The organism is Paenibacillus sp. 1011MAR3C5, from assembly GCF_003591485.1.
Taxonomy (GTDB): Bacteria; Bacillota; Bacilli; order Paenibacillales; family Paenibacillaceae; genus Pristimantibacillus.
This window is the reverse complement of the sequence record NZ_QZCF01000006.1, coordinates 303,770-328,540: the sequence shown is the minus strand read 5'-3', so window position 1 is coordinate 328,540 and position 24,771 is coordinate 303,770. Positions and strand designations below refer to the sequence as shown.

Genomic DNA, 24,771 nt, shown 5'->3' with positions numbered 1-24,771 from the left:
CTCTAGCCAGTGCCGTTCGTAGACAAGTGTTGAATCTGCCGCGCCACCCGATCGCCGAGCTCGGGCGATGCTTGGGACAGATAGTTCAGCACAACGCTCTGCGTTTCTCTGGTGATGCCGACAAGATCGGCGGCCAGGTTATCGACCAGATGCTCTTGCTGCACAGGAGAGAGAGCTTGATAGAACTGGCCGGCCTGCGTGAAATCATCAGGCTTCGAGATATCGGAACGCTGGAGACGCCCTTCTACCTGCCTGCCGTCACCGCTGGTCACAAGAGAAGCGGGCGTCCAGTCCTCCTGATGATTGACAGGGATTTTGCGGAAGTCTGGCCCCAGCCTTCGCCTCTGCGAATCCCAATAGATATTCGCCCGTCCCTGCAGCATCTTGTCATCCGATAATTCAGCCCCTTCCAGCAGATTGGAGGGCGAGAAAGCGAGCCTCTCCACCTGCTCCATGTAGTTATGGGGGTTGCGGTTAAGTACCAGGCGCCCTACTGGCCTCATGGGGTATAGTCCCTCGTCCCATACCTTCGTGTCATCCAGCGGATCAAAGGGAAGAATCGCTTCATCCTGCGGATTCATTAGCTGCACGTACAGCCCGTATTCTACGGTTTTGCCCGCTGCTAAGGTATCGTACAGATCCTGGCCTGCATAATCCGGGTTCTCGGAGCTTAGCTTGGCCGCCTCTTGGCGGTCTATGTATTGAATGCCGGCCGTTGGAATCCAGTGATACTTCACATAAGCGCGGGCGCCCTGCGCGTTCCTCCAGACATAGGTGTTGACGCCATGCCCCGGAATGTGGCGCAGGCTCTTGACCGTGCCCGCATCAGAGTAGAGATAAAGAAGAAAATGCGTCGACTCGGGCGCTCTGGCGACAAAGCTCCAGAATCGCTCGGGATCGAGCAGGTTGTTCACCGGCGATGGCAGGAACGCCTTGATCGACTCCGGAAAGCGAATGGCATCCCGCACAGAAAAGACGGGAATATGGTTGCAGATCAGGTCGAATACTCCTTTATGTGTATAAAATTTGGTGGCAAATCCGCGCACATTGCGGGATGTGTCTGGCGTGCCCCGGTTGCTGACAGCCAAGGAGAATCGTACAGTGACAGGAACCTGCTGGCCGGGGCTTTGCAGGAAGCTAAGCTGGGTATACGGCGTCATGGAGTGAACCGTCTCGAAGTAGCCGAAGGCGCCGTATCCCTTTACATGTACGGGTCTTTCAATGATTTTCTCATGTACAAAGGTCTCCAGCGTCTCATGCAGGATGTTGTCTTGCTCGAGTACAGGACCGCGATCGCCTATCGTCTGCGAATGCAATTCGGCGGGCTTATCGCCTGCCCATTGAGCGGAGACATGAACTTGACGGTGTTCATCTCCTGCCGTAGGCCGCGATGTCAGATCTGACGGTTTCCGGGAGTTATCGTTCGGGTCGACCATGCTTCTACCTCCTATGTCTATAGGATTATATCCTTATTACCATATGACTTGGGCCAGGCTTCCATGTCACTACAATGAAAGGGGTAAAGGAGGAGTGACCCAATCGGGATGGCTGCCATTCTAAGCGCCGAAGATGATGAGCGTATACACGAGCTGATTATTAAGCATATACAGCTGTGCGGGTTCCAGGCGGTGGAAGCGGACAAGGAATATTCTCTCCTCATCCTCACAGAGAAAGGCAGGCAAGGTTGATATTATGGTAAGGTAAAGGAGCAGGAAAAGCAGAGAGGAGGACATAGATGTTAGCGGTATTACGGCAAGTCCAAGAGGGATATAGAGCTCGATTCGAGCGCCAGTTGAACCACCCTGTGGCGAAGGTATGGACGGCGCTTACCGAAAACGGGCAGCTGAAGAAGTGGTTTTCCGAGCTGTATGTGGACGACCTTCGGGAAGGCGGAGTTATTAAATTTGATATGCAGGATGGCACGTTCGAGGAGATGGCGATTCTGGCGTTGAAAGAGCAATCCGTACTTGAATACACGTGGGGCGAGGATCAAGTCCGGTTCGAACTGTACTCGGAAGCGGGCGGGTGCCGGCTGGTTCTAATCGAGAAGATTCGTGTCTTAACAGACCATACGCCAAAGGATCTGGCGGGCTGGCATGTATGTCTGGATGTCATTGAGGCTCTGCTGGAGGACAAGACGCTTGAATCGCGCAAGAGCGTATGGGAGACACGGTATAACGAATATGCGCAGCTTGTAGAGTTGCTTCAGAAGAGCTGATGTCTATGAGTCTGGCCCGCCGTTGAACGGCGGGCCGATCTTTTTGTTAGGCAGGTTCACGTCTTGACGGGTGCCATATGACGGGCTCCTTTCTTGCTGTTGGAATAGCCATATCCTTTTGCTGCAAATATTTGCTGCTTGATTAGAGATACATCGTGTGAACCGTCATGATTCTTTTGATATATAGAGGGGATATTCCGCAATGACATTTTGCTCCGCATCGCGAAGAATCAGGGGATAGATCCCCGGCTGCGTCACAACTACTCGAATCTCGCGCTGCATGTCCATGCCGGGCGGCATGCCGGCAGGCCGGACGCTGACAATCTGGTCAATTCGATTGTGAATGAGCATATGGCCACTGGGATTGTACATGGACAGAATGACCGATTGGCGCTCCTCGTTTTTCAGCCATAACTTGATCCATACTTGAATGATGGCAACGGCAGGGTATGTACGGACGTCGACCCGATTCTTAATATGAATAATGGAATGATTTTTAATGCTTGAATCAAACTCGACTTTCTCTGCAACGACCAATTGTCCTGCTAATGCGGCTGTCATGTCTTGATTACCTCCTGCTTGGATGATGATGGGCTGGGTGTGAAATGGTTCAAATAAAGCTGTTGATCGGTGAAGCGGCGAATGCGATTATCGCTCCATTCTGCCACTGTATAGCCGGAACGTACAAGCGTGTCCCATGCGGGGTGACACTCAGACGCATCCAGGACAGTAGCTTGGGTACCCCAGCTTTTGCGTTTGATGCCGCATAGCCACTCGGGGGCGGTCAGCAGAATAATAAGCGATTGATGAGGCTGGGAAGTCTGGACGGGCAGCCATTGTTCGAGCGTTTTGAAGGAAGCATGAGCATAGTCAATGCGCAGGACCGTAATCTGTGCGTGTACAGGAATACCATGGTAAGCCATCAATCGGTGCAGCAAGGCTAATTCGGACTCGCTTACGCGTTTCCTGTAGTGCCACAGGAGCCCGGCTGCGATGGCCATAATCATACATAATAGAATAGCGTATAGTGTCATAAGTCTATTGTAATCTCCTTGCTCCGCTTCAGGCTCGAATATAGCTCCCACAGCATCGTGCCGCTGACGATAATCGTTAATCCCGTGAGTGAGAGTACGGCCGCATCCATGTCGGCCGGGACACGATCGGGCAAAGCCATACGTCCGCCTGCCAGCAGCATGAGAATGACATTGCGAACGACAGGGTACTTATTCAGAACTTCGATCTTACCGAAGCAAGAACAGCTGGTATCGTCGCTTTCTTGAAGGCGGCGTTTCCGGAACAGCATGATCGTAAATCCCGCGAAAAGCAGCACCGCAAATAGATCCTTCCATACATGCAAGAGGCCGAATCCGTATAGCAAACATAAAGCAAACTCAGCAGCTAGCACACTGCCTGCCGCTAAGGATAAGAGCTGCCTTGGCAGTACGCGATAGGCAGCAATTGATAGGCGGAAATCGGCAAAGAAAGCTCCCAGCTTGGAGAATGCCGCCAAGAAAAACATAGCAGCCAGCAGCATATCGGTCCCATAAGCCAGTACATGCATAGAATCACCTCCTGCTTCCACTTGCTGGCCTAAGCTTCGTTTCTCTCTACTCGTCCAATGAGAGCGTCAAGCTCCTGAATGCTGTCCACCACAGCCGTGTTCATGATATAGCCATCCTCAAGAAAATAGGCGTATGGCGTAGTGCTTGACGCATACTTCTGCAGACGTTCTTCCTTGGACATCGTAAGAACAGGGAAGGAGAATTGAAAGTGGCGGATCAGATCGTTGTTCTCTTCCTCGGTGCCGCTGCTTACCAGAATAAAGTCGCCCTCATAGCCTTCTGCAAATGCGCCAAGCTCAGGCAACAGGTCAATGCAACTGGCGCAGCTAAGGGAGACAAAGCACACAATGGCGGATTCCATGGCTTCCACATCGACGGGAAGCGGCTCTCGGATGAACAGGTCACCCCGTACCGCCGGCTGCGTATTCTTCTTCTTATCCGATTCTCTCTGCAGCAGCTCTGCGTCAAACAAGTCCCGAAACGTAACTTTGCTCATGTACCCTATCCCCTTCGTATTGTTCTCTCTTATTCCACATTTCATAGTACAAGCCTCGGCTAAGCAGCAGCTCCTGGTGACTGCCTCTCTCCATAATGCGTCCTTCATGCATGACAATGATCTGCTTCGCCATGGAAGCGACAGAGAGGTTGTGTGTCACCAGAACGGTCGTCTTCCCGGCCCGGTCCGTAATAATCCGATTGATCAGATCCAGCTCTGTAATGGGATCAAGCTCGGAGGTTGCCTCGTCCAGCAGCAGATAAGGCGAATCCTTATAAAGCGCTCTGGCAATCGCGATTCGTTGCCATTGTCCGCCGGACAGCTGGCGTCCGCCTTGCAGGCTATTGCCCAGTACCGTGTCGAGCTCGCGATGCAGCTCGGCTGGAACAAGCATCGGATAAGCTTCAATGAGGCTCCTTACTTTATGCCGAATCTCTTCACTTGGATGATCGAGTGCAATATTCTCATAGACAGAGAACGAATATTTCATATAATCCTGATTGACGACGGATACTTGCCTGAACCAAGATTGGCGCTCCATATCGTTGATATCATGATTTTGAATGTATAGCATATCGGGTTCGACAGTATGGAGACCAAGCAATACCTTAGCCAGCGTGGACTTCCCTGATCCGTTCTCTCCGACAATGGCGACGACATCGCGATCGGATAGGTCCAGGCTGATATCCGACAAGGCGGGTGCGGCTGCATTCGGGTACGTAAAGGTAAGCCGGTTCAGCCTAATGTGCTGCACAGATGGGGGCTGAGCGGTATGCTCTTTCTCGGGGGTCCCGATATACTTGGCTATAAATGTCTTGAAATTTCGTGTAGCAATCGGAATCTGGTTGAAAATCCGGGAGTTTCCGGCAATTTGCGTCATATTGGCGAATACGGTTACTGCGGCTGCGGATAACGCAGCATAATCGCCCAAGGTGATCGAATGGTCGACCAGCTTGTTGAAGAAGATAAACTGTGCCAGCAAGAAGCCTATGGGCTGAAAGATAACCGCAAAGCTGCGCAGATTGAACTCCCCCAGCTTCAAGGAGAACGTCTTGCGAATGACGGCCTCAGCGGCTTCGGACCATCGGCGAAGCAGGTAGCGCTGGCTGCCGAAGATCATCGTTTCCTTGAGCGCTTGCGGCCTCAGGATGAGATCGGATGCCAGCATAGATTCGATCTGCTGCTGGGCGACCTTGTGAAAGTATTTCTCTAATCGAAGGGCGCTCAGCAGCTCCACCCAAAAGAGCGGCAAGGAAAAGAGCAATAGGATAAGCGCCGTTAGCCAGCTGTAGGTGAAAATAATATATCCGTAGACGCCCAGCATAAGCGTCTGCTGTACCAAACCGATAATCGACGATATGGATTGCTCGATCTGGGTCAGGCTGTTCTTGAGAGTAGTGGTGTCATGGTTGAAGGCGGGAGTCTCCAGCTGAGTAATGCTTGAAGGTTGAATCGAGCTGTACAAATGATGCTCCAAGCGGTTATGAATGCGAAGGGATAATTGTGTCTGTACCAGCCGGGAGCCTTCGGCTAACACAAGCTCTACGAGCTTCAATCCAGCTAGCAGCGCCGCGACGATCGCCAGCTCCTTCCAGATGGCTTGGCCAGCCATTTGGTCGAACAGCTGCTTGTTCAGATGAAAGGTCAGCCAGCCAACGCCGGGTTGTATCGCTAGAAGAAGAACAACCATACTAACGCTGACAACCGAGCCTTGAATCATAATCCGGAACCAACGAAGCGAAGTCGTCATTTGGCTATAGGATGGAACAGCCCGAAAGGTGAGGCAATGATGTCCAGATGGCCGGGTTCGCTGCAGCTGTAGTGCGTGATCAACTGGCCCTCGGAATTGAGGCCGTAAGCCCAGGGATAGCCATAGCCGTTAATTTCGGTATCAAGTCGGGCTTCAATCCGGTAGCTCTGTATATGGGGAGAAAAGGCTTGCTTCGCCAGCTCGAATTTCTCCTCCGATGTATCGATAAGAACGACTAGACGGTAGTCGGGATTGTCCACTGCGAATCGCTCGATTTCGTCAAAAGCGGGCAAACATAACGCGCATTCGGTACTCACCATCGCGATGAGCAAGTAGTCCTTCAGCAGCGTATATAGCTTTAAATCAGGGGATAGATGTACATCTGGAAAGTAATCACCGATTTGGATATGCTGTCGCATGATATGGGCTCCTTTATGCTATTCTCTATGGATAGGCAAAGCAACGCTTATAAATGCAGATATGCGGACTCTGAATGCGCTTTCATAACGCGTGCATCAGGAGTCCGCATATGTAATCATGCTATGCTAATCGACTAGTTGTTAACAAATGCAGCCCTCGGGGGTTGTACATGTGCTTCCACTTTGTGCGCAAACCAGGTATTGAAGTCTGTTGCCGTTCGTACATACGCTAGAAGAACAGGAAGAGAATTCTCGAATGCAATTGGAGCATGACATCTCGCATTTCACCTCCTTTGCCATACATGTACCTGTCGCCTGGAAAGCGATTGTCGCAAACAAGTATTGTATAATATGGTTACAATGTGAATTCTATTAAAAAAAGTGTAACATGTCAACTATTTTACAATTAATAGGTTTTTGGTATACTTGAATAATGTGTTCAAAATTTGTCTGATCTTAGTAAGACAAAGGATGAATCAACGATAGAGGTGAAAAAGGCGGGAGAGTGGGGGAAAAATGCGAGCGACTGTATGCGTTTTCAAAGATGAGGCGACAGACGCCCGCATATTTGATCAACAATTAAAGTGGAAAGCTAGTGAAATTAGCAAATGCAGCCTTCAGGAGTTGTGCAAGTACTACCGTCTTGTCCGCAAATTCTGTACTGAAGTCTAAGACCGTTGGTACATACTTGAGCGGTGCAGGAAGAGAACTCTTTAATGCAATTCGAGCAAGCCATGTCGACTCACCTCCTTCATAAAAGGATATAACAATTGTAATAAATGTAACAATATTCATATTATTTGAACGTGATAGAGTCTGTCAACTATAAAAAATAATAGGTTTAAATGGCAAGCAGCCGATGACGGTCCCTCGGCTGCTTTGGCATCTAGATGTTAGGTTGGGATCTTCATTGCGGTCTGAATGTTTTGCAGATCCAGTTGAATCTGCTCGTTCATTTGGTGAGGGTGATACAAGCCTCGTTGGATCATATAGTCGGTAATCATCTCATGAGCATCGATCGCTTCCTCGAGTTGTTTGGCAAGGATGGCTTTAATCTCCGGGGTGGCGCATTCCGTGAGGGCCATGGCATAGTTCCGTACCCCGCTCTTGGCATTCATATGCAGATCCATGGCAATGACCTCATCGGTTAGCGTGTTCATACCCGTCAAATACTCCAGTATTGGATTCATCTCGTCATCTCCCTTGCTGCTGCGAGTCAGAGAGCAGGCCGCTCAGTTCTTGAAGCTGCTGCGTGGACACTTGCACGTCATGCTGCAGAATGCGAAGCAGCTCCGGGTCCGATACCAGAGCCTGCATCGTCTTGGATTTGGTCATACAGATCGCCTTGAAGGCAGCTATCTCATGAACCTCCAATGTTTCATGCAAAGCATAGGTTCTATTCATGATGAACGATCCTCCTATCTGTTTGATGTCTTACGGCTTTAATACAACTTTGATACAATTGTCCGTCTTCGTATCGAATACCTCATAGCCTCGCTTCGCCTCGCTTAGCGGAAGGACGTGGGTGATGATGTCGCCCGGATCCACCTTGCCTGATGTAATTAACTCGTACATATAAGGCATGTAGTGAATGACCGGTGCCTGACCGGTTCGAAGATTCACGTTGCGCTGCATAATGTCGCCAAGTGGGAATCCGTTATACCGTCCGCCGTATACGCCTGTAATTTGGATTGTCCCGCCTTTGCGAACAGCTTGGGAGGCGATAATCAAGGGGCTTAATGTGCCGCCTTGCAGCTTCAAGCCGCTGGTCAGAAATTCGAGATCGCTCATTTTTCCGTCCATTCCAACTGCATCAATAATAACATCGGCTCCGCCTTTGGTGATTTCCTTCAGATAAGAACCGGTATTCTGATGCTGCTCGAAATTGATGATCTCCACGTTGTTCGTACGCTTCGCATGTTGGAGGCGATAGTCTACGTAATCGACGGCAATGACCCGCTTGGCTCCCTTCAGCCAGGCAAACTTCTGTGCCAGCAGCCCGACCGGGCCGCAGCCAAGCACAATGACCGTATCGTCGTCTTTGACGCCGGCATTATCCACGCTCCAGAATGCCGTAGTCATCGCGTCGGCAATCAAGCAGAGCTTCTCATCCGGTTCCTCACAGCTTTCGGGAATTTTGAAGTGGGTGAAATTAGCGAATGGCACGCGCAAATATTCTGCTTGTCCCCCCGGATATCCGCCCGTATTGCCGGAATAGCCGAAGTAGGCGCCCATATCCCCGTTATCATTGGCATTATCACACTGGCTCTCTAGCTGGTTTTTGCAATAAAAGCAATCGCCACAAGCGATGTTGAACGGGATGACAACTCGATCTCCTTTCTTCAGCTTCGTAACGCCGGGCCCGACTTCCTCCACAATGCCCATGGGCTCATGACCGATCACATAATTCTCCTGCAGGTTGGGTATCATTCCATGAATCAGATGCAGGTCGGAGCCGCAAATCGCCGTGGTCGTCATTCTTACGATCATATCATCGGGCTTCTCGATCTTAGGATCTGGGACTTCCTTGACGGCAATATTTTTAATCCCTTGATACGTGACTGCTTTCATGCAAAATGTCCCCCAATATGTTCATCTGGTGTCCGATCGAACATGCCTTTGCGCCGGGTATCCTCCGGAAATAAGTTCATTTTTCCAATCTTGACGGTGTTACTCGCCGAAAGCATGTCCAGTTGGTACTGCTCCTCCAACTCATACGGGTGGAACCACTTCTTGCGAATCATAAGCTCTGTAATTTCCTGATGCAGGGCAATACCTTGTCTTAGCTGATTGCGTAGCAGTGCTCTAGCATCCGGCGATACGGCTTCCGTAAGGGCAACCGCGGTATTTCTTACACCCTCTTTAGCACGAACAAGGAAGTCCATCGCCAAGGTCATATCCGTCAGTTCCGGCATATGCAAGGCGTTGATCGGGTCTAAGTAGTCGTTATTCACGGTTTGTTCCCCTTTAATTTAAGATAGGTGTCGGGCGATTCTGAGGGACAGGCCCTTGGAATGGGGCTCTTGCGTAGATAGCCTGCAAATCCGCAATGGCTTGGGTGGATTGCTCGACATCCTTTTGCAATAAATCTTTAAGTTCTTGGTCAAATACGATACCTTGCATAAGCTTGGACTTGGCCAGGCAAAGCGTCTTAAAGTTAAGGGCTTCGTGCAATTCCATAGACTCATGAGGCGCTAGTGGCTGAGTATTCATTGTGAACGAATCACCTCCGATTTCATATCCAGAGATAGCATCTCCTAAGCCCTTCAAGTTATGCGAATATAAGGAGTGAAGGATGCATCCACTAGGCCGTCATTTCTCATTCAAATGGATTTGCATTAGTGATTGGTTGCAAAAAAGGGTATGATGGCAGAAGGGGTTTTCTGAGGGACCATGAATAATGAATAGAGGGCAGGATAAGCAGACATGACCAATTCTAGACAACAGCGTTACCGTTACAGTGAATCGCCTATATGGCAATTGCAGCGGGAATATTACGAAGAAGAGGGCTTGAACGCCTGGAAGAATGACCAGGTGCCTCAATATATTACGAGCAATCCGATGATTGCGGCGGCTTATGCGGAGATGATCTTCGGATTTCTTCAAGACCGCGCGAGCAAAGGGGAAGATACAGAGCTCGTCCAGATTGTCGAGCTGGGCGCAGGAGCGGGTCGCTTCGCCTTCCACGTCTTGCAAGAGCTGTGTCGGCTGAGGGAGTATGCGGGTCTTGCACTCCCGCCGTTCCGTTATGTCATGACCGATCTGGCGATGAGCAACGTGCTGGCGTGGAGAGAGCATCCTGCTCTGCAAGCCTTTATCGCAGAGGGATTGCTAGATTTTGCGCGTTTTGATGCGATCCAAGATACCGAACTCCATCTGGTTGTTACAGGCGAAATTATTCGCGAGGGTGATTTAAAGCAGCCGTTGATTCTCGTCGCCAATTACTTTTTTGACGGCATTACGCAAGAGCTGATCTATGTGGGCGACGGACAGATTTACGAGACGGATATCATCATGGACTATCCAGAAGGGGTAGATACACATCGACCGTCCGAAGTGTTGAATAACCTCTCCTTGCAATACGAGCACCGGCGTGCGCCGGAGTATGAGCAGGAGTCCTATCCATACCGGGATATCATTGCGGTCTATCAAGAGCAGCTGGAGGATTCGCATATTCTATTCCCTGTTGCAGGATTGGCCTGTCTGGAGCGGTTGAATAAGCTGTCCAACGAAGGATTCCTGCTGATTACCGCGGACAAGGGAGACCATCTGCTGGATAACTGGAAGTTTGCGGAGCCGCCGGAATTGATTCTGCACGGAAGCTTCTCGCTAACGACCAACTATCATGCGCTTCTGCATAAGTACGAACAGCAGGGGGCCGAAGCGCTGTTTCCGCCGCATCATTATAAGAATATCAACGTAGGCTGTTTGCTTCATCTGGATGCACCGAAGAGCTATACCAATACGAGATTGGCTTACCGCCGGTTCGTAGAGCGATTTGGCCCGGACGACTTTTTCAGCTTGAAGGAATGGGTAGACCGTCATCTCGACAGCATGGGCATGCAGCAAATACTGGGATTCTGGCGGCTGGGCGGGTACGACGCGGAGTTTTTCATCCAGAGCGCGAAGCAGATCTCGAGCCTGCTGCCGGAAGCCAATGACGAAGAGAGGCTGGATCTATGGAGAGGCATTCAGCTGATGTGGTCTTCGTATTACGTCATGGCGCAGCGTTATGATCTGGCGCTTGATGCAGGTCTCATTCTGTTCGAGATGGAGATGTACGAGGAGTCGCGGCGATTCCTGGAAGCGTCCGTCCAGACAGACACCGATACGATTGTGCCGACTGTACATTACTGTCTTGCGATATGCTGCTTCGAGCTGGAGCTAATTGAAGAAGGGTTGGACTATACGCGAAAGCTGCTTGAGGCGGAGCCGGATCATGAAGAGGCGCGGGCGTTGATCCAACATTTTGAATAGGAAGAGCGGGACCCTGTCTTGATGGAGACAGGGTCCTTTTCTATTTCCTTAAAGCCACATTTTTTATGGTAGTCAGCCCTGACTGCGATGTATGTGCATTAGGTATAATCTACTAATATTTCCCTTGATTCTTTCTCTCAACTAATTCAATATACCTATATAGACTCATTCTGTATTTTTCTTATTTTTACACATACGCTACCTATCGGAGGGACCAGACGTGTCGGATTTATATTCCGCTTTGTTCAACATGATTGAAGTTCGTAATCAGCATTTGCAGTCTCTGCAGGTTTCTGAAGGTGTAACAGGCAACCTAGAGATGAGGACGGGAAATGGGGAAGTAATTGGCGAAATCCATGAAGGCGTTCTGGGGCAGTTGAACATGACGATTGGCGATGAAACAGCCACCATTACAGATAACGTGATGGGCGGGAGTAAAATCGATTTTGGCAACGGTGATGTCATTAATAGCTATGAGAATATTCATAACGGGGAGACTTTTCATAGTCTTACTGATGTAGTGGGTCATACAGAACCTAATGCGTTGACCGGCGGGATTGATTTTTTTAACGGTAACTACGAGAAGATTGCGCAATTGTCTAGTCCGGATGCGTTCGGAAATATGGACTTTTCGTATGCCTCAATCGCAACCGATATGAGCGGGTTCGATCTGGCATCACAGGATTGGTCCACAATCGGAGATTCGTTTAATGTTGATATTGATTTGGATAGCAGTGTCGACATGCTGTCTGAAATTTTCAAATTATTTTCGGATTGGAGCTAGCGAAAATGAATGCAGCGGTCCAATTTGAGAAACCCAACGAACAATTTCAAGCGATGCTCGATACATTCACTGACCGCTTGCCGGCAGAGGTTGCCGAAGAGCTGACTGCATTTGTCTATCATATGCGTGATGAAAAGTACAATCATATTAAGCAAATCGTGGATGAACGGCTGAACCCGTTAAACGAACTGTTTCAGAGAAACGATCCCAAGATGGATCGAAAGATGAGAACGATTTTGTTCATAGAGAAAACAAATCCTAACGACATGATGCAGGCCATTCAAAAAATGGTGTCCCTGGATCCATTATTTGATGGGCATAAGCAGTTCATTGAAACCATGGCATCCAGAAATCATGGTGCACGATATACACGCTACCAGCTTGATCCGCAGCTAAAAAGCTTTATTCAATCGGGAATTCACGCGACCGCCAATACAGCCGTCACCGCGCTGAAAGAATATGCACATGCGATTAAGGCTTTCGCTGATTTGCTCCATAAAATGAAAGACAGCGTGGGGGAAAAAGCATTCCTGAGAATGGGGGCATCCATTCTGGGAGGACTTGCGGGAGGGATATTCGGCTCGGTCATTGCGAGGGAGATTACCTCTTCATTGCTAAGTGATGAAGACAAGATGATTCAGCTCTCCAATCAGATTTTGAAAAAGTGGGAATTATTCGCCGAGGCTTTTGACGAACTGATTAAGAGCTACGAATACAGCTATCTGCATATCACGGCTACTCTATTCGGCGGAACTGTCCTGCAATTTGACCGGGACCTTCGTAAGGCTAATCTATATATGGATCAGCTCTCCATGGGCGATTATAACTTCACCGTTCGTTTCACTGAAGCTCAGTTGCTTAAGATTAGGGAATGGGCTGGCAAATCTGCTCAAGAAATTGAGAAGCATATGAAAGACCGCAAGCTAGAGAAAGCTCTGGAGGTTAGCGAGCAATGGTATCAAGCCGTTCAACACAGCTCGTTGCTTAGAGAGGTGCCGTTCAATGAGCAATTTGATCTCATCTATATGGCCAATATGTATAAGTATGCCGTCCTGGCGACGAGGGCGTTGGAGATCAAAGGGAAGGACGAGCTCGAATTTCTGAACCTGGTCCAAGAGATCTATAAGCAAATGTCATATATGGTTCATGATGATGATTTGAAGAAGATAGGTGCTCCTCAGCAAACGGAAATCATCCTGGCATGGACCAGCATAAGCTTGAAGCATGGCCGGGCTGCTGATTTGAATGTGGGATTAGACTACGGGTTGTCCATGCTGGATCGCAGTTATGATACGGGCTTCTATAGCGGTGAGCAAGGCTATGAGGATACAGCAATAGACTTGGAGACAGTATTGTATATGCTCACACACTTCCTGCAGGAGACTTATAAGTCTGAGCATGCCTTAGTACAGAAGTTCACCGATCTCAAGTATTTCCCTCGTCAATCTGCATTAAAAGAATTGAGAAGCAGGTATGCTGTCTATAGTCCTGATCAGTTCTACAAATTCACTTCTAAAGTGATTCGTCTAACAACAGCCTTGAGCTTCCTGAAACCTGTACTGATAAGGAAATGGAGAGTAGCTGCTGTCTTATTGGTCCTGCTGATCGGATTTTTGGGGTATTCCCAGCACGATAAGATTCAATCTTGGCTGGCAAAGCCCGCTGCTGTGGAGATAACCCCTGTGCCTGAGTCGGTTGAACAACAGAATGATTATTTGATCGTAACGACTAATCAAGCCAATATCAGGGTTCAGCCTTCACTTGACGCGAAGGCCGTCTCTGTCGTGAATCACCAAGATCGGCTTGTATATTCGAACGAACAAATGGAAGATGAGGATGGACGGTTATGGTATAAAGTCATTCTAAAAGACGGACAAGCCGGCTGGATCAGCAGTAAAACAGTCCAGTGGGATTGAAATAAAAGCATACACCCGGCGCTGTGAAGGCACCGGGTATATAAGCAGAAGGCTTCGGTATGTGACCGAAGCCTTCTTTGAATTGACCTACAATACAATCTCTCTGCCGCGCTCTGCGGACTCATAGATCGCACTTAGAATCTTGATCATATCCACGCCATGCTCTGGCGTTATAATCGGCTTCTCGCGTCCCAGTACGCATTCGATGAAGTGGTGAATGTTCGCTGTATGCTGCGGGACCTCGTCCGCCTTGAAGGACGGCTGTTGATTGATCAGCGTGCCCTCGTTCTCCGTGAAGAGGCTAAGCTTGTCATTCACGAGGCTGAAGCCGCCTTCTGTGCCGCGCCATTCGAGGAATTTCTTTTCCTCCTCAATATTGGACGCCCAGCTGAATTCAATCTGCAGCGAAGCGCCGTTATCGAACCGGATAAAGCCAGCTGCCAAGTCTTCTACATCGAAGGTGCCTGCCGGAATCTTACCTGAGGCATCCGGGCGATCGGCGAACTTGCGATAGGTGGAGCCCGATACCGTCACCGGCTTCGGATTGCCGCTCAGCCACATCGCCATGTCGATCATATGCACGCCGAGATCGATCAGCGGGCCGCCTCCAGACAGCTCCTTGGTCGTGAACCAGCCGCCGCGGCCCGGAATGCCCCGGCGGCGAATCCAGCCGCAGCGGCCCATGTACAGCTCGCCCATCTGGCCTTGCTCAATGATGCGCTTCGCGAATTTCGCCGACTCCGTGAAGCGGTTGTTGCGCATCACCATCAGCAGCTTGCCGGAAGCACGAGCGGCATCGGCCATCTTCTGCGCTTCGATCGGGTTAATCGCGTCCGGCTTCTCGCAGAAAACATGCTTGCCTTGCTGCAAAGCGGCAATCGCAATTTCCGAATGCAGCAGGTTCGGCGTGCTGATGTCTACGATATCGATGGAGGGGTCTGCTAGCAGCTCCTTGTAATCCTCATACACCTGTGTGCCCGGATATTCAAGGGCTAGAGCTTCAGCGGAAGCGCGGAACGGGTCGCAGAACGCCACGATTTCGACTTCTTTATGAGTAAGCCAGCCCGGCAAATGTACAGCCTTGAATATGCCGCCTGTTCCGATAGCGCCAACTTTCAATGTCATGATGATCTCTCCTTAAGTGGATAGTGACGGATGTTGTGATGTGCAAAAAGATAAGGTTTTGGCATGCATCCCTATCGTATCACGAATAACCGCGGGTATGCGCGACCCACTATTTATGCATCTTGTCCTTTTCTTATCCTTTTTTGCTGTTGTCCATCATTCACGCTGTCATAGAAGTGGTCTGCTTCGCAGTCCGGTCCGATCTCCATAATAATCGTTGCATAAAGAGGCCGATCAGACCAATCCCCCCGACGAACAAGCCTACATACAGGAAGGTGGAGGAAGCGCCCCATAGCCCGATCAGAACGCCGCCGGTGAGCGGAGCGATCACGAAGATCACGCTGCTCAAGGAATCGAATATGCCGCTAACCCTGCCTATGGCATCCGGCGGCGTTTCCTGCTGCAGAATATAAGTCATGCCAATGGACGTGAATCCCGTTCCGATCCCGCCGACGAAGGATGCGCCCAGCAGAAGCCAGAGCGGGAAGCCCGGCTCGAACATCCCCGCAGCGGCGAACATGATGCCGATCAGCATAACCCCTCCGCCCAGCAGCCATCCATAGGCGGAGAGCTGCTGAAACCGGCGCAGCCAGGCGACACTGGCGAGGCCGCCCAGGCCGATCGCGGTCACGAGCCAGCCGACCAACTGAGGCTGGTCCGGTGCGATGTCCCGCAGCAGGACTGTAATTTGGGCGTCAATCATCTGAATGCCCGCGAGTCCAATGAGACAGAAGAGGAGGCTGACCTGCAGCGCCCGGCTGCTCAGCAGAATATGCCAGCCATCTCGCCAAGCGGCACGCAGAGAGAGGGTCGCTCCGGATTCAGCGGCGGCGGTTCGTCCTTCTCTCACAGGGATGCGCAGAAGCAGCATCGCCGACAGGATGTAGCAGACGGCATTGACAGCCATACAGGTTGCGGGAGAGAAGGCAGCGGCTACCGATGCGCCAAGCAGCGGACCGAGCACCTTCGACAGCTGGAACACCGCGCCGTTCAAGGAAGTGGCCTGCAGAAGCTGTTCGGGCGACACCACACTTCGGGTCATCGCCTGTTGAGCGGGATAATGAAAGACGCGAGCGGTGGAACGGATCGCAATAAGTCCAAGCAGCACCCAGGCATTCGGCGCGAAGATCAGCAGTATCGTAATCATGGCGCGGATCAGATCGGTGGCGATCATCAAATTCCGCTTGTTCCATCGATCTGCCAGAATGCCGGCCAATTGACTGAACAGGATGCTGGGCACGGCGAAGGTGAGCGGAACGAGCGCAATGGTCATGGCATCCGCCTTCCAGATGAAGCCGAGCAGAATGGAGACCGCCATAAAGTCGAAGTAGTCTCCGAATGCAGCGAGGCCGTATGCGGTGAACATTTTGGCGAATGAACGATTGTTTTTTAACATAAGAAAAACCCCCCTGACGACATCGTTAAGATGATCGTAACAGGGGAATGTCAGAGAATGATCAGAGACACTTTCGAAGCATGCGCTCCGCCTTGGTTCGCAGCTCGTCGAAGCGATATTGTTCGTCTAGTTGGTCCCATTGCCGTTGATAGTTCTGGCGATAAGTCTCATCATACGGATGTCTGCCGAGGTAAGACAGCGCCAATCTCAGGTTGGCAAGCAGATGGGGGATGAACTGCGTCCGTCTCGTTGTATCGATGCCGTCGTCTAGCGCTTGTCTCGCGGAGCGGATGTCACCTTGGCGGTACAGCAGCATAGCCTTGGCGACAAGACAAGCTCCCCGTTCCCGCTGGATCGGGTGAAGGGCGAGAAGCTCTTCGCATGCTTGCAGCTTGGCTTCGGCTTCCTGAAGCTGGCCCTCCTCCACATGAAGGTACATTTCTTTCAACAGAAATATGGCTGAAAAGCTCGGGGAGTGGAGCTCAGCAATGTCGTCGCGAATCGCATCCAGCTCTTCTCGCGCTCTAAGCAGCATCCCGGTTTCCAGATACATGAGCACCGCGTTTAATCGCAAGTCGTTCCGCCATGCCGGTGATAGGATATGCTCTCGCGCAATCAGTTTTTCAAAGAAAGGGATCGAAGCTGCTGGCTCTGGTTGCAAGGCGGAGTAAATAAAGATCGCATAGGCGGCCTTCTGCAGGCTATTGATACTGTCCGCCTCCAGCAGCGATTTGAAATCTCCCCTCACAAAGTGGATATAGACGTCGTAGTACGGATCGCCAGGCAGGCTGAGCACTTCGCGATTCGCAGCCAGCAATTGCATAGCGGCCCCCATGCCGAGACTATGATATTTGGAGAACATGCGGCTTACATCAGCAGCGAATTGATCGTCTTGCAGAAGCGGGCTATGCTGCTCCGTCGTATCATGGCGCACCAGCCTATAGCCTTGGCCGCGAATCGTCACAATCTGGAGCAAATGCGACCACTTCGCTACTTTTTTGCGAACCCGGTAGATATGATCGTCCACCGTCCGGTCGCTTGGCTCCTCCAGCGGCCAGACCGCATCGAGCAAGGCGTCTCTTGAGAAGGAGCGACCCGCATGCTCATAGAGGAAGCGCAGCAAGGCGAATTCCTTGGGCAGAAGCTGGATGCGTTCTCCCGCATAGACGGCTTCATAACGATCCGACTCAAAATGAATCATCGTGCCCCTCCTTGCCATTCTTTCGCAAAGTTTCTATATAGTGATGATGGCATGGCCGCGGGGAGAAAGCAAGGGAGACTAGTCAAAGCGCCAGGAACGATGCAATCCGCTTATCCGTGAGAATAAGCGGTTCAGGAACATATCCGTTTGTCGGATGATGTGGTCCAGGTTATGGTTCTCCAACGTGCCGTTGCCAGGAGGAGGGCCGAGCGCCAAGTCGCTCAGCTTCGTGTAGTGAATCAGCAGGTCGTCTCCAGGGTTCGTATCCGTATGGATGCACGCGATTAAGTCCAACATGGAGAGGTTGGCGTGAAGCTTGAACCTGTTCTCATGCCAGCATAGCGCTCTCAACATGGCTAGAAATGCGGAGTTGCAGAGCTGTAGAGAAGTACGGCTTTGGTTGTCATCCTGCAACCGATAGGCCAGCAGCATATGGTAATGTGCCAGGGTATAATACCCCTCGATCTTACGCTGAACGTGATCCTCCACGTTGGCAGCCTCCTTGAACCTGAAAAAGTACAATCTTCACAATAATACATATAGATATCAAAAAAATCAATGATATCATTTATTTGGTGTTTACCTTTGAGAAACTTGTCTACACTTTTGTCATAGAGAGAGGTGAGCCATCATGAAGGACAGAGAAGTACTGAAGCTTGTGGGAACCCGTATTCGGGTGCTGCGGAAGGAGAAAGGGCTTTCGCAAGAGTCGCTTGGAGAGAAGGGCGGGTTTCATTTTTCATATATCGGACAGATTGAACGGGGCGAAAAGAATGTGTCGCTCTTGAATCTGGCCAAGATCGCAGAGTCGCTTGATGTGAACTTGATTCAGCTATTTGCTTACATAGATGAGGGGTTTGAGGCTACGCCGCTGGATGAAAGCATCCAGGAAGTCGTGAGCATGCTTCGTGAAGCGAATGAAGAGAAGGCAAGGCTCGCCAGGAATGTGTTGAGAGAGATCGTAAAAGGCAATACCTCGGTATAAGGCGTCATATTGAAAGAGCTTCCCTTAATTTTTCATCGCTTATCGCATGCGGAGCGTATTCATTCTGACTCAAGCAGGACATCATTTCGTCCGTTCCCGTATTCATTCTTGACAGCTACGATGCGGCGGGCTGCTATCGGATTGAATACCTCCTATGGCGAGGTTAATGGATTCCACATGTTCACAAAACCTCTAATAGACTCCCCCGGCCTTTCACAAGCCCATAGCTATCCTTAACAAGAAGATCGGATGTTCATGAGCCAACCGATATCGAAAAGGCTGCATGAAATTCACCTCTTATGAATTGCATGCATCACACCAACTCACTCCGTTGTTCTATTACACCGTATGCTCCTTTCGGGTCCGATAAATGAATGGATATAAAAAACTGAAAATTTCCGCAATATAAACTTTTTGCTCCGCAGTCTTTAGCCGAAATCCCCAGAATATGCTCTATACGGGTCTGCAAATAAAAGGAAATTGGGAGGAACGGAAATGGCTGTCGGATTGGTACTTAGCGGCGGAGGAGCGCGCGGAGATTTTCAGGTAGGAGCGGTGCGCTATCTCTATGAACGCAACATTAAACCCACGGTTATAACAGGCACGTCGGTGGGTGCGATTAATGCAATCAAGCTTACGGAAGGCGAGGGAGACGGCAACGATGCCACTCGCGGTCTGCGCGGACTGATGGGGATATGGCGCGAATTGAAAACGAGTGCGGATATGTGGAAAGAGGAAGCTTGGCTGGTGAACGTTCAGAACTCGGAAATTATCAAATTTCTGAACGAGTCGGCTGGCCGCCAGCTCGGGACGGTTGCGTTGGAGGTAGCGAAGCTGGGACTGGGGCCGATCGGCTGGGCATGGGTCGCCTATGATATTGCTCAGGTAGTAGGCGATTTGGATGAGTTGAAACGAGAGCTTGGCAAAGTCGTCAACGCACAGGCTCGTTCCTTATACAATCTGGGACCGATTCTAGCGAAGCTGAATGATCCCGCCAAGCTGGATTTGAACAAGGTAAGACAGAGCGGTATTAAGCTGCGGCTGGGTGTTGTTGCCCTGGAGAGCGGCGCTCTGCGATATGTGACCGAGACCGGCCAGCTGATGGAACGCGACAGCGTCAGCTATGTCCAGACGGGACCCATGCTGGCCCCGGAATGCCGTCCGATTGCAGATACGATTAAGAACCTGGAGCTCAGCAGGGCCAATCTTCAGGAAGAGCTTCATAGAGCCGCTACCGGGGAGAAGGCGCAGCTGGTCGCGCAAATACGCGATCTGAATGCCCAAATCTCGCATCAGAGCAACTTGTTGTCCGCGTGCAAAGCGGCGCATCCTTCTCAGACGAATCCTTTGAATGTCAGCTTAATTCAAGGCACACTCGCATCGGCTTCCATTCCGCTGGCTTTCCCGCCTGTTAAGCTTGGCGGTGAGAATTACGTAGACGGCGGCGTACGGGAGATCGCGCCGATCCAGTCGGCTATTCAGGCTGGTGCCACTGAAATTTATGCGGTATTGGCTTCGGATAGCCGAATGGACCCTGCCCGCAGTGCCATAGGCGGCCATCTGCTGCCATCCTTTGATGTAGGTGTCGCGAATGTAGGGGATGTCATTAACCGCTCGACAAGCGATATTATGACCAATGAAATTGTACTTAACGAGGTAGAGCCGCATAACGGCTGGAGTCCAGGCATCAACGTGACCATTATTCAGCCGGATAACGATATTCACGATATTATGACGATTGATCCTGGCCTCATTGATATCCGCATGGCGCATGGCTATATGAGGGCAGACGATACGTATCAGGCCAAGCAAGCTAATGCAGCGAATTACCGACAGGTAGCGGAGGAGTATTCTCGTGACCGGAATACGATTCTGATCTATGAGACGCGGCATGAGATATGGAAGCTGGAGTATGCGGCGAACGGTTTCAAGCTGGAATACGACAGCAACGGCAGGCCGGTTCACCCTGCGCAGAGAATGGAGGCCAGCCTGCAGGCCATGCGGGAGGTCCGTGCGCTCAAAAATATCTTGCGAGATTTAGTGCGCGAGCGTCAGCAAAAAGGGGGTTATGTTCCGTCGGAAGCCGAGAGCTGGTCGACGACATGGGAGCGCCATCCCTGGGCGCCAGAACGCGGCTTGTGGTTGTCCACAGGTCCTGTGGCGCAAGGCGATGATATGCTGCCGGGGGAAACTCTCGCTTTCGAACAAGGCATTCATTCGCCGAACGGGCAGTATTCGTTTGTCTTCCAGGGAGACGGCAATCTCGTCCTGTACAAGATTACGAGAACGACAGGAGCGCTATCGTCTCAATGCCGTCCGATCGCAACGGAAATAGAGAATTTGCAAAACAACGTCGCTTTTCTCCAAGCGGAATTATCTACAGCGTCGCCAAGGGAGAAGCCAGGTATCATAGCCGAAATCCGACAGTTAAACACCCTCATAGGGCAAAAGCAGACAGCGCTGAACAATTGCAACGTAACCTACCCGCCGCAGGTGAATATTCAGCGGACGGCGATCTGGGCAAGCGGCACGGGAGCGCCGGCAGGCGTGTGCATCATGCAGCCGGACGGGAATTTGGTTGTTTACGATGAGCTTAACCGCTCCCGCTGGCATTCCAATACCTTCAATAATCCTGGCAGCCGCCTCGTCGTACAGGACGACGGCAATGTCGTCATCTATCGCCCGGACGGCCGTGCGGTGTGGTCGACAAGAGGATAGATAGGACAATCGCCGCGCGCTTCCACTAAAGGGAGCGGGCGGCGATTTATTTTGCGCTAATTAAATTCCACCAAAAACTTCGTCATCCAGGCAATATAGTGAGCGCCAGGAATAAAGAGCAGCTGCGCAATAAGCGTACCCAGCAGGCGGGAGGCGATCATGATGACGGAGATGCCTTTCAGATGCATATAGCTGCCTCTGCCGTTCACAACATCGTCGGCGAGCACCGATATTCTGGGGTCGATGAAGAGGGCTAGCAGAATGGTAGCGACTCCGTTAACCAGACCGGAAGCCATACTGGTGGATCCGTACCGGTCAGGAGCGAGAAGTGATGCGTATAGTGCCGATAAAACTCCGATTGTGTACACGGCCGTGACGATCATATTGAAGAAAAACAGCCGGAGAGGCACATCCTTTAGCTTGATATCCTTGAGATAGGAGAGCTTCGGAACATGAATGTGCTTAATGCCCCGTTTGATATATGCAAGGGAGAAGCCCTTTTTGACCAGAGATGGAATAGAGCCGCGCTCCTGGGACATATGGATGATTGCTCGGGAGAAGAGAGCGGTGAATGTAGGAAGCAAGATAATGCCCACAATTGTGCCGAGCGTAGAAGCGCCGATCAATATGCGGTATTGCTGCTCCACGAAAGCAAGCGTATTTTCTTTGGGAGCAGTATCGACCAGACTGCCCGTGACGGGCAGCTGCATCATATTGGCCATACGTGAGACAATGACCATCATATTGAACAGCGACAGCGCCGAGGCGATCAGCTTGACCCTGGCTCCCGACAGCCGCACGGCGTAGGCGAGCGTCTCAATGCTATGAATGATGAGGATAAATAAGGCGATAAATAGAACTTTGCCTGTTAGAACATCCAATGTGCACACTTCTCTCTTTCTACTGTATATGGACACTATCATACCATATCCTACCTTTTCTTCCTATAAGCTCCCGGCGAGATTCCATACCGTTCCCGGAATAACCGGTGGAAGTACGCATAGCTGCCCAGTCCACTCTCCACTGCAATCTGCTCCAGCGACATAGGGCTGTGATCCAGCAGCTTGATCGCATGGCTTAGCCGCAGCTGCTGCGCATAGCCAATAATTGAGACGCCAAAATGCGCTTTGAACAGATGAACGGCACGGGATACGCTTAGGCCAGTATGCTGGGCCACCTGGTCCAGCGACAGTGACTCCGACGCATGCTCCTCGATGTATTGCCGCATTCGAAGCGCATGATAGGCGAGCGGAGATTGGTCCTCTGGCGACTCCTCGATTGCGCGGTCTATCAGCATGAGCAGTGACCATACCAGCGCTGAGGCAATATCGGGATTGCCGCCGTCAAGACGACGCTTCTCCAGAATAATTTGATACCAGACCGTCTTCAGCCGATTGTCTTCGGCAATCTTGGTCCGTGTCGGCCTCGCCTTCTGATTCCACCATTCCCGCATGCCGGGACCGTTGCTCATGACGTAATAATCACCGGAGAGCTTGGACGCCCCTTGCAGGTATCCGATGCGCAGATCGTAGATATCTCCCGGTTGGAATAGCAGCAGGTCCCCCGGACGAATCTCCTTCATCTCGCCATGGACGAGCGCCTGGCAGATCCCCTCAACCTGAAGCCTTATAATATAAGTATCTAAACCAGTGCCATAAGTTTGGCGGAATGGTTCCTCATGTCTGGAAAACTCACTCAGTTGGACGTTAATGGGATTCATCGACATTCACTTCCCCTCCGCATCATTATAACATTCAATCAGATTGTTGATGTATTCGATTATATTGTTTCTACAAAGAAGGGAGGGCCTCCCCTTATAATGAAAGCATCACGGATCTAGGAAGGAGTATGCATTCATTATGACTACTCGTACGGTTAAAACGATTCAAACATCGCAAGGTACGCAAGACCGTCTTACGGAGGTAGCATCACTGACGCTGCGGCAGGATGAAGCTGGTGTAGAGAACCAGGTAATTAATGTATATGAAGACGTCGAATACCAGTCGATTATCGGCTTCGGCGGCGCGATTACCGAGGCCTCCGCTGTGACTGCGGCGAAGCTGAGCGAAGAGAACAGCAATCGTATCCTGAATGCTTATTACGACGCGGAGGAGGGCATTGGCTATACGATCTGCCGCACGCATATCAACAGCTGCGACTTTGCGCTGGGCAACTACTCCTACGTGGAGGACGGGGATGTGGAACTGAACACCTTCGATATTAGCCATGACCGCGAGGTTATGATTCCATACATCCAGAAGGCTAAGCAACTGGCAGGGGATGACTTTGCGTTCTATGCTTCGCCTTGGAGCCCTCCAGCATGGATGAAGACCAATGGCGAGATGAACCATGGCGGCAAGCTGAAGCCGGAATATTGGGATGTCTGGGCTCGCTATTATATCAAGTTCATTGAAGCCTATGAGGCGGAAGGTCTGCCGCTTTGGGGATTGACGGTACAGAATGAGGCGAAAGCGGTGCAGATTTGGGATTCCTGCATTTATACGGCGGAGGAGGAGCGTGATTTTGTGCGCGACTATCTCGGACCGGAGCTGCATAAGTCGGGCCGCCAAGATGTGAAGATCATGATTTGGGATCATAACAAGGAACGCGTATATGATCGCGCGAAGACGGCATTCGAGGATGCGGAAGCGTCCAAGTACATTTGGGGTCTTGGCTTCCACTGGTACTCTGGCGACCACTTCGATGCCTTGTCGGCTGTGAAGCATCGCTTCCCGAATAAGGGTCTGATGTTCACCGAAGGCTGCCATGAGGGCGGCGTGCAGATCGGCTCATGGAAGAGCGGCGAGCGTTATGCGCATGACATTATCGGCAATCTGAACAACGGTATGGAGGGCTGGACAGACTGGAACATCGTACTGGACGAGCAAGGCGGCCCGAACCATGTAGGCAACTATTGTGACGCGCCCATAATTGCAGACACGAAGTCCGACTCCCTGACGTTCCAATCTTCGTACTACTACATCGGGCATTTCAGCAAATACATTCGTCCAGGCGCTGTTCGTGTCGCGTGCTCCAAATATACGGAAGCCTTGCAAACGACAGCATTCAAAAACCCGAACGGTGAGCTTGTAGTCGTAATCTTGAACCGTTCTGACGAGCAGCACCCGTATGTGCTTCGCAACAACGAACAAATCGCGGAGGGTTATATTCCTGCGCATTCTATCCAAACGCTGATTTTCCCAAGCGTGCATAAGGGGGCTTGA

26 protein-coding genes are annotated in these 24,771 nt (G+C 50.9%); 8 read left to right on the top strand and 18 right to left on the bottom strand.

Annotated features, from left to right (window positions below; all coding sequences use genetic code 11):
• Window positions 1-2: 2 nt before the first annotated feature.
• On the bottom strand, window positions 3-1,436 hold the full coding sequence (locus D3P07_RS19545) for a catalase (RefSeq protein ID WP_119801931.1): 1,434 nt from the start codon (window positions 1,434-1,436) through the stop codon (window positions 3-5).
• Between the two features lie 108 nt (window positions 1,437-1,544).
• Between D3P07_RS19545 and D3P07_RS27170 the strand changes: the two genes are divergently transcribed.
• Entirely contained in the window at window positions 1,545-1,688 is a 144-nt protein-coding gene (locus D3P07_RS27170) for a hypothetical protein (protein ID WP_182914414.1), read from the top strand.
• A 47-nt stretch (window positions 1,689-1,735) separates the two neighbouring features.
• Window positions 1,736-2,218, top strand: coding sequence for an SRPBCC family protein (locus tag D3P07_RS19540; protein WP_119801930.1), 483 nt, complete (start codon window positions 1,736-1,738; stop codon window positions 2,216-2,218).
• A 165-nt stretch (window positions 2,219-2,383) separates the two neighbouring features.
• Here D3P07_RS19540 and D3P07_RS19535 read toward each other — a convergent pair whose 3' ends face one another.
• From D3P07_RS19535 to D3P07_RS19485, 11 genes are all read right to left on the bottom strand, one after another.
• Window positions 2,384-2,779 carry a hypothetical protein gene (locus tag D3P07_RS19535; RefSeq protein WP_119801929.1) on the bottom strand — a complete coding sequence of 132 codons (396 nt, stop codon included), beginning with the start codon at window positions 2,777-2,779 and terminating at the stop codon, window positions 2,384-2,386.
• Window positions 2,776-3,252: a hypothetical protein gene (locus tag D3P07_RS19530; RefSeq protein WP_119801928.1), complete on the bottom strand. Its 477-nt coding sequence runs from the start codon at window positions 3,250-3,252 to the stop codon at window positions 2,776-2,778. Before D3P07_RS19530 ends, D3P07_RS19535 begins: the two co-directional genes overlap by 4 nt.
• The gene (locus D3P07_RS19525; RefSeq protein ID WP_119801927.1) at window positions 3,249-3,779 is read right to left on the bottom strand and encodes a MauE/DoxX family redox-associated membrane protein; all 531 of its coding nucleotides are present in this window, start codon (window positions 3,777-3,779) and stop codon (window positions 3,249-3,251) included. The genes D3P07_RS19530 and D3P07_RS19525 overlap by 4 nt, the downstream gene beginning before the upstream one ends.
• A 29-nt stretch (window positions 3,780-3,808) precedes the next feature.
• Complete coding sequence (locus D3P07_RS19520; RefSeq protein ID WP_119801926.1) at window positions 3,809-4,276, bottom strand: TlpA family protein disulfide reductase; 468 nt, start codon at window positions 4,274-4,276, stop codon at window positions 3,809-3,811.
• Window positions 4,245-5,996, bottom strand: a complete 1,752-nt coding sequence (locus D3P07_RS19515; RefSeq protein WP_182914413.1) for an ABC transporter ATP-binding protein — start codon at window positions 5,994-5,996, stop codon at window positions 4,245-4,247. Before D3P07_RS19515 ends, D3P07_RS19520 begins: the two co-directional genes overlap by 32 nt.
• A gap of 26 nt (window positions 5,997-6,022) precedes the next feature.
• The gene (locus D3P07_RS19510) at window positions 6,023-6,445 is read right to left on the bottom strand and encodes a hypothetical protein (RefSeq protein ID WP_119801924.1); all 423 of its coding nucleotides are present in this window, start codon (window positions 6,443-6,445) and stop codon (window positions 6,023-6,025) included.
• A gap of 893 nt (window positions 6,446-7,338) precedes the next feature.
• Window positions 7,339-7,635, bottom strand: a complete 297-nt coding sequence (locus tag D3P07_RS19505) for a spore coat protein (RefSeq protein ID WP_119801923.1) — start codon at window positions 7,633-7,635, stop codon at window positions 7,339-7,341.
• Window positions 7,636-7,639: 4 nt separating this feature from the next.
• A complete protein-coding gene (locus D3P07_RS19500) occupies window positions 7,640-7,849 on the bottom strand; it encodes a hypothetical protein (protein ID WP_119801922.1) in 210 nt (69 codons plus the stop codon).
• A 30-nt stretch (window positions 7,850-7,879) separates the two neighbouring features.
• Complete coding sequence (locus D3P07_RS19495) at window positions 7,880-9,016, bottom strand: zinc-dependent alcohol dehydrogenase (RefSeq protein ID WP_119801921.1); 1,137 nt, start codon at window positions 9,014-9,016, stop codon at window positions 7,880-7,882.
• Complete coding sequence (locus D3P07_RS19490) at window positions 9,013-9,399, bottom strand: spore coat protein (RefSeq protein ID WP_119801920.1); 387 nt, start codon at window positions 9,397-9,399, stop codon at window positions 9,013-9,015. The genes D3P07_RS19495 and D3P07_RS19490 overlap by 4 nt, the downstream gene beginning before the upstream one ends.
• A gap of 13 nt (window positions 9,400-9,412) precedes the next feature.
• Window positions 9,413-9,658 carry a spore gernimation protein GerQ gene (locus D3P07_RS19485; protein WP_119801919.1) on the bottom strand — a complete coding sequence of 82 codons (246 nt, stop codon included), beginning with the start codon at window positions 9,656-9,658 and terminating at the stop codon, window positions 9,413-9,415.
• Between the two features lie 213 nt (window positions 9,659-9,871).
• Here D3P07_RS19485 and D3P07_RS19480 point away from each other — a divergent pair, with 213 nt between their 5' ends.
• The 3 genes from D3P07_RS19480 (at window position 9,872) to D3P07_RS19470 (ending at window position 14,122) form a co-directional block, all read left to right on the top strand.
• A complete protein-coding gene (locus tag D3P07_RS19480) occupies window positions 9,872-11,422 on the top strand; it encodes a tetratricopeptide repeat protein (RefSeq protein ID WP_119801918.1) in 1,551 nt (516 codons plus the stop codon).
• Between the two features lie 220 nt (window positions 11,423-11,642).
• Window positions 11,643-12,206: a hypothetical protein gene (locus tag D3P07_RS19475; protein WP_119801917.1), complete on the top strand. Its 564-nt coding sequence runs from the start codon at window positions 11,643-11,645 to the stop codon at window positions 12,204-12,206.
• Window positions 12,207-12,211: 5 nt separating this feature from the next.
• Entirely contained in the window at window positions 12,212-14,122 is a 1,911-nt protein-coding gene (locus D3P07_RS19470) for an SH3 domain-containing protein (protein ID WP_119801916.1), read from the top strand.
• An 87-nt stretch (window positions 14,123-14,209) separates the two neighbouring features.
• Here D3P07_RS19470 and D3P07_RS19465 read toward each other — a convergent pair whose 3' ends face one another.
• The 4 genes from D3P07_RS19465 to D3P07_RS19450 form a co-directional block, all read right to left on the bottom strand.
• Window positions 14,210-15,247 carry a Gfo/Idh/MocA family protein gene (locus D3P07_RS19465; RefSeq protein WP_259391598.1) on the bottom strand — a complete coding sequence of 346 codons (1,038 nt, stop codon included), beginning with the start codon at window positions 15,245-15,247 and terminating at the stop codon, window positions 14,210-14,212.
• Window positions 15,248-15,407: 160 nt separating this feature from the next.
• Window positions 15,408-16,643 carry an MFS transporter gene (locus tag D3P07_RS19460; protein WP_119801914.1) on the bottom strand — a complete coding sequence of 412 codons (1,236 nt, stop codon included), beginning with the start codon at window positions 16,641-16,643 and terminating at the stop codon, window positions 15,408-15,410.
• A gap of 61 nt (window positions 16,644-16,704) precedes the next feature.
• Window positions 16,705-17,844, bottom strand: a complete 1,140-nt coding sequence (locus D3P07_RS19455; RefSeq protein WP_182914412.1) for a winged helix-turn-helix domain-containing protein — start codon at window positions 17,842-17,844, stop codon at window positions 16,705-16,707.
• A gap of 78 nt (window positions 17,845-17,922) precedes the next feature.
• Window positions 17,923-18,333, bottom strand: coding sequence for a hypothetical protein (locus D3P07_RS19450; protein WP_119801912.1), 411 nt, complete (start codon window positions 18,331-18,333; stop codon window positions 17,923-17,925).
• A 142-nt stretch (window positions 18,334-18,475) separates the two neighbouring features.
• On the opposite strand from D3P07_RS19450, the gene D3P07_RS19445 reads away from it, so the two are divergent.
• Both D3P07_RS19445 and D3P07_RS19440 read left to right on the top strand, forming a co-directional pair.
• The gene (locus D3P07_RS19445) at window positions 18,476-18,829 is read left to right on the top strand and encodes a helix-turn-helix domain-containing protein (protein WP_119801911.1); all 354 of its coding nucleotides are present in this window, start codon (window positions 18,476-18,478) and stop codon (window positions 18,827-18,829) included.
• Between the two features lie 495 nt (window positions 18,830-19,324).
• Entirely contained in the window at window positions 19,325-21,547 is a 2,223-nt protein-coding gene (locus D3P07_RS19440) for a patatin-like phospholipase family protein (protein ID WP_119801910.1), read from the top strand.
• A gap of 56 nt (window positions 21,548-21,603) precedes the next feature.
• Here D3P07_RS19440 and D3P07_RS19435 read toward each other — a convergent pair whose 3' ends face one another.
• Both D3P07_RS19435 and D3P07_RS19430 read right to left on the bottom strand, forming a co-directional pair.
• Window positions 21,604-22,428: a lipid II flippase Amj family protein gene (locus D3P07_RS19435; RefSeq protein WP_182914411.1), complete on the bottom strand. Its 825-nt coding sequence runs from the start codon at window positions 22,426-22,428 to the stop codon at window positions 21,604-21,606.
• Window positions 22,429-22,478: 50 nt separating this feature from the next.
• Window positions 22,479-23,273 (bottom strand): helix-turn-helix domain-containing protein, encoded by a 795-nt coding sequence (locus tag D3P07_RS19430; RefSeq protein ID WP_119801908.1) that lies wholly within the window; start codon window positions 23,271-23,273, stop codon window positions 22,479-22,481.
• 133 nt (window positions 23,274-23,406) lie between these two features.
• Here D3P07_RS19430 and D3P07_RS19425 point away from each other — a divergent pair, with 133 nt between their 5' ends.
• Entirely contained in the window at window positions 23,407-24,771 is a 1,365-nt protein-coding gene (locus D3P07_RS19425) for a glycoside hydrolase family 30 protein (RefSeq protein WP_119801907.1), read from the top strand.

Coding starts and splice junctions, on each gene's coding strand:
- D3P07_RS19545 (WP_119801931.1), bottom strand. CDS start 1,436: ATGGTCGACCCGAACGATAACTCCCGGAAACCGTCAGATCTGACATCG.
- D3P07_RS27170 (WP_182914414.1), top strand. CDS start 1,545: ATGGCTGCCATTCTAAGCGCCGAAGATGATGAGCGTATACACGAGCTG.
- D3P07_RS19540 (WP_119801930.1), top strand. CDS start 1,736: ATGTTAGCGGTATTACGGCAAGTCCAAGAGGGATATAGAGCTCGATTC.
- D3P07_RS19535 (WP_119801929.1), bottom strand. CDS start 2,779: ATGACAGCCGCATTAGCAGGACAATTGGTCGTTGCAGAGAAAGTCGAG.
- D3P07_RS19530 (WP_119801928.1), bottom strand. CDS start 3,252: ATGACACTATACGCTATTCTATTATGTATGATTATGGCCATCGCAGCC.
- D3P07_RS19525 (WP_119801927.1), bottom strand. CDS start 3,779: ATGCATGTACTGGCTTATGGGACCGATATGCTGCTGGCTGCTATGTTT.
- D3P07_RS19520 (WP_119801926.1), bottom strand. CDS start 4,276: ATGAGCAAAGTTACGTTTCGGGACTTGTTTGACGCAGAGCTGCTGCAG.
- D3P07_RS19515 (WP_182914413.1), bottom strand. CDS start 5,996: ATGATTCAAGGCTCGGTTGTCAGCGTTAGTATGGTTGTTCTTCTTCTA.
- D3P07_RS19510 (WP_119801924.1), bottom strand. CDS start 6,445: ATGCGACAGCATATCCAAATCGGTGATTACTTTCCAGATGTACATCTA.
- D3P07_RS19505 (WP_119801923.1), bottom strand. CDS start 7,635: ATGAATCCAATACTGGAGTATTTGACGGGTATGAACACGCTAACCGAT.
- D3P07_RS19500 (WP_119801922.1), bottom strand. CDS start 7,849: ATGAATAGAACCTATGCTTTGCATGAAACATTGGAGGTTCATGAGATA.
- D3P07_RS19495 (WP_119801921.1), bottom strand. CDS start 9,016: ATGAAAGCAGTCACGTATCAAGGGATTAAAAATATTGCCGTCAAGGAA.
- D3P07_RS19485 (WP_119801919.1), bottom strand. CDS start 9,658: ATGAATACTCAGCCACTAGCGCCTCATGAGTCTATGGAATTGCACGAA.
- D3P07_RS19480 (WP_119801918.1), top strand. CDS start 9,872: ATGACCAATTCTAGACAACAGCGTTACCGTTACAGTGAATCGCCTATA.
- D3P07_RS19470 (WP_119801916.1), top strand. CDS start 12,212: ATGAATGCAGCGGTCCAATTTGAGAAACCCAACGAACAATTTCAAGCG.
- D3P07_RS19465 (WP_259391598.1), bottom strand. CDS start 15,247: ATGACATTGAAAGTTGGCGCTATCGGAACAGGCGGCATATTCAAGGCT.
- D3P07_RS19460 (WP_119801914.1), bottom strand. CDS start 16,643: ATGTTAAAAAACAATCGTTCATTCGCCAAAATGTTCACCGCATACGGC.
- D3P07_RS19455 (WP_182914412.1), bottom strand. CDS start 17,844: ATGATTCATTTTGAGTCGGATCGTTATGAAGCCGTCTATGCGGGAGAA.
- D3P07_RS19445 (WP_119801911.1), top strand. CDS start 18,476: ATGAAGGACAGAGAAGTACTGAAGCTTGTGGGAACCCGTATTCGGGTG.
- D3P07_RS19440 (WP_119801910.1), top strand. CDS start 19,325: ATGGCTGTCGGATTGGTACTTAGCGGCGGAGGAGCGCGCGGAGATTTT.
- D3P07_RS19430 (WP_119801908.1), bottom strand. CDS start 23,273: ATGTCGATGAATCCCATTAACGTCCAACTGAGTGAGTTTTCCAGACAT.
- D3P07_RS19425 (WP_119801907.1), top strand. CDS start 23,407: ATGACTACTCGTACGGTTAAAACGATTCAAACATCGCAAGGTACGCAA.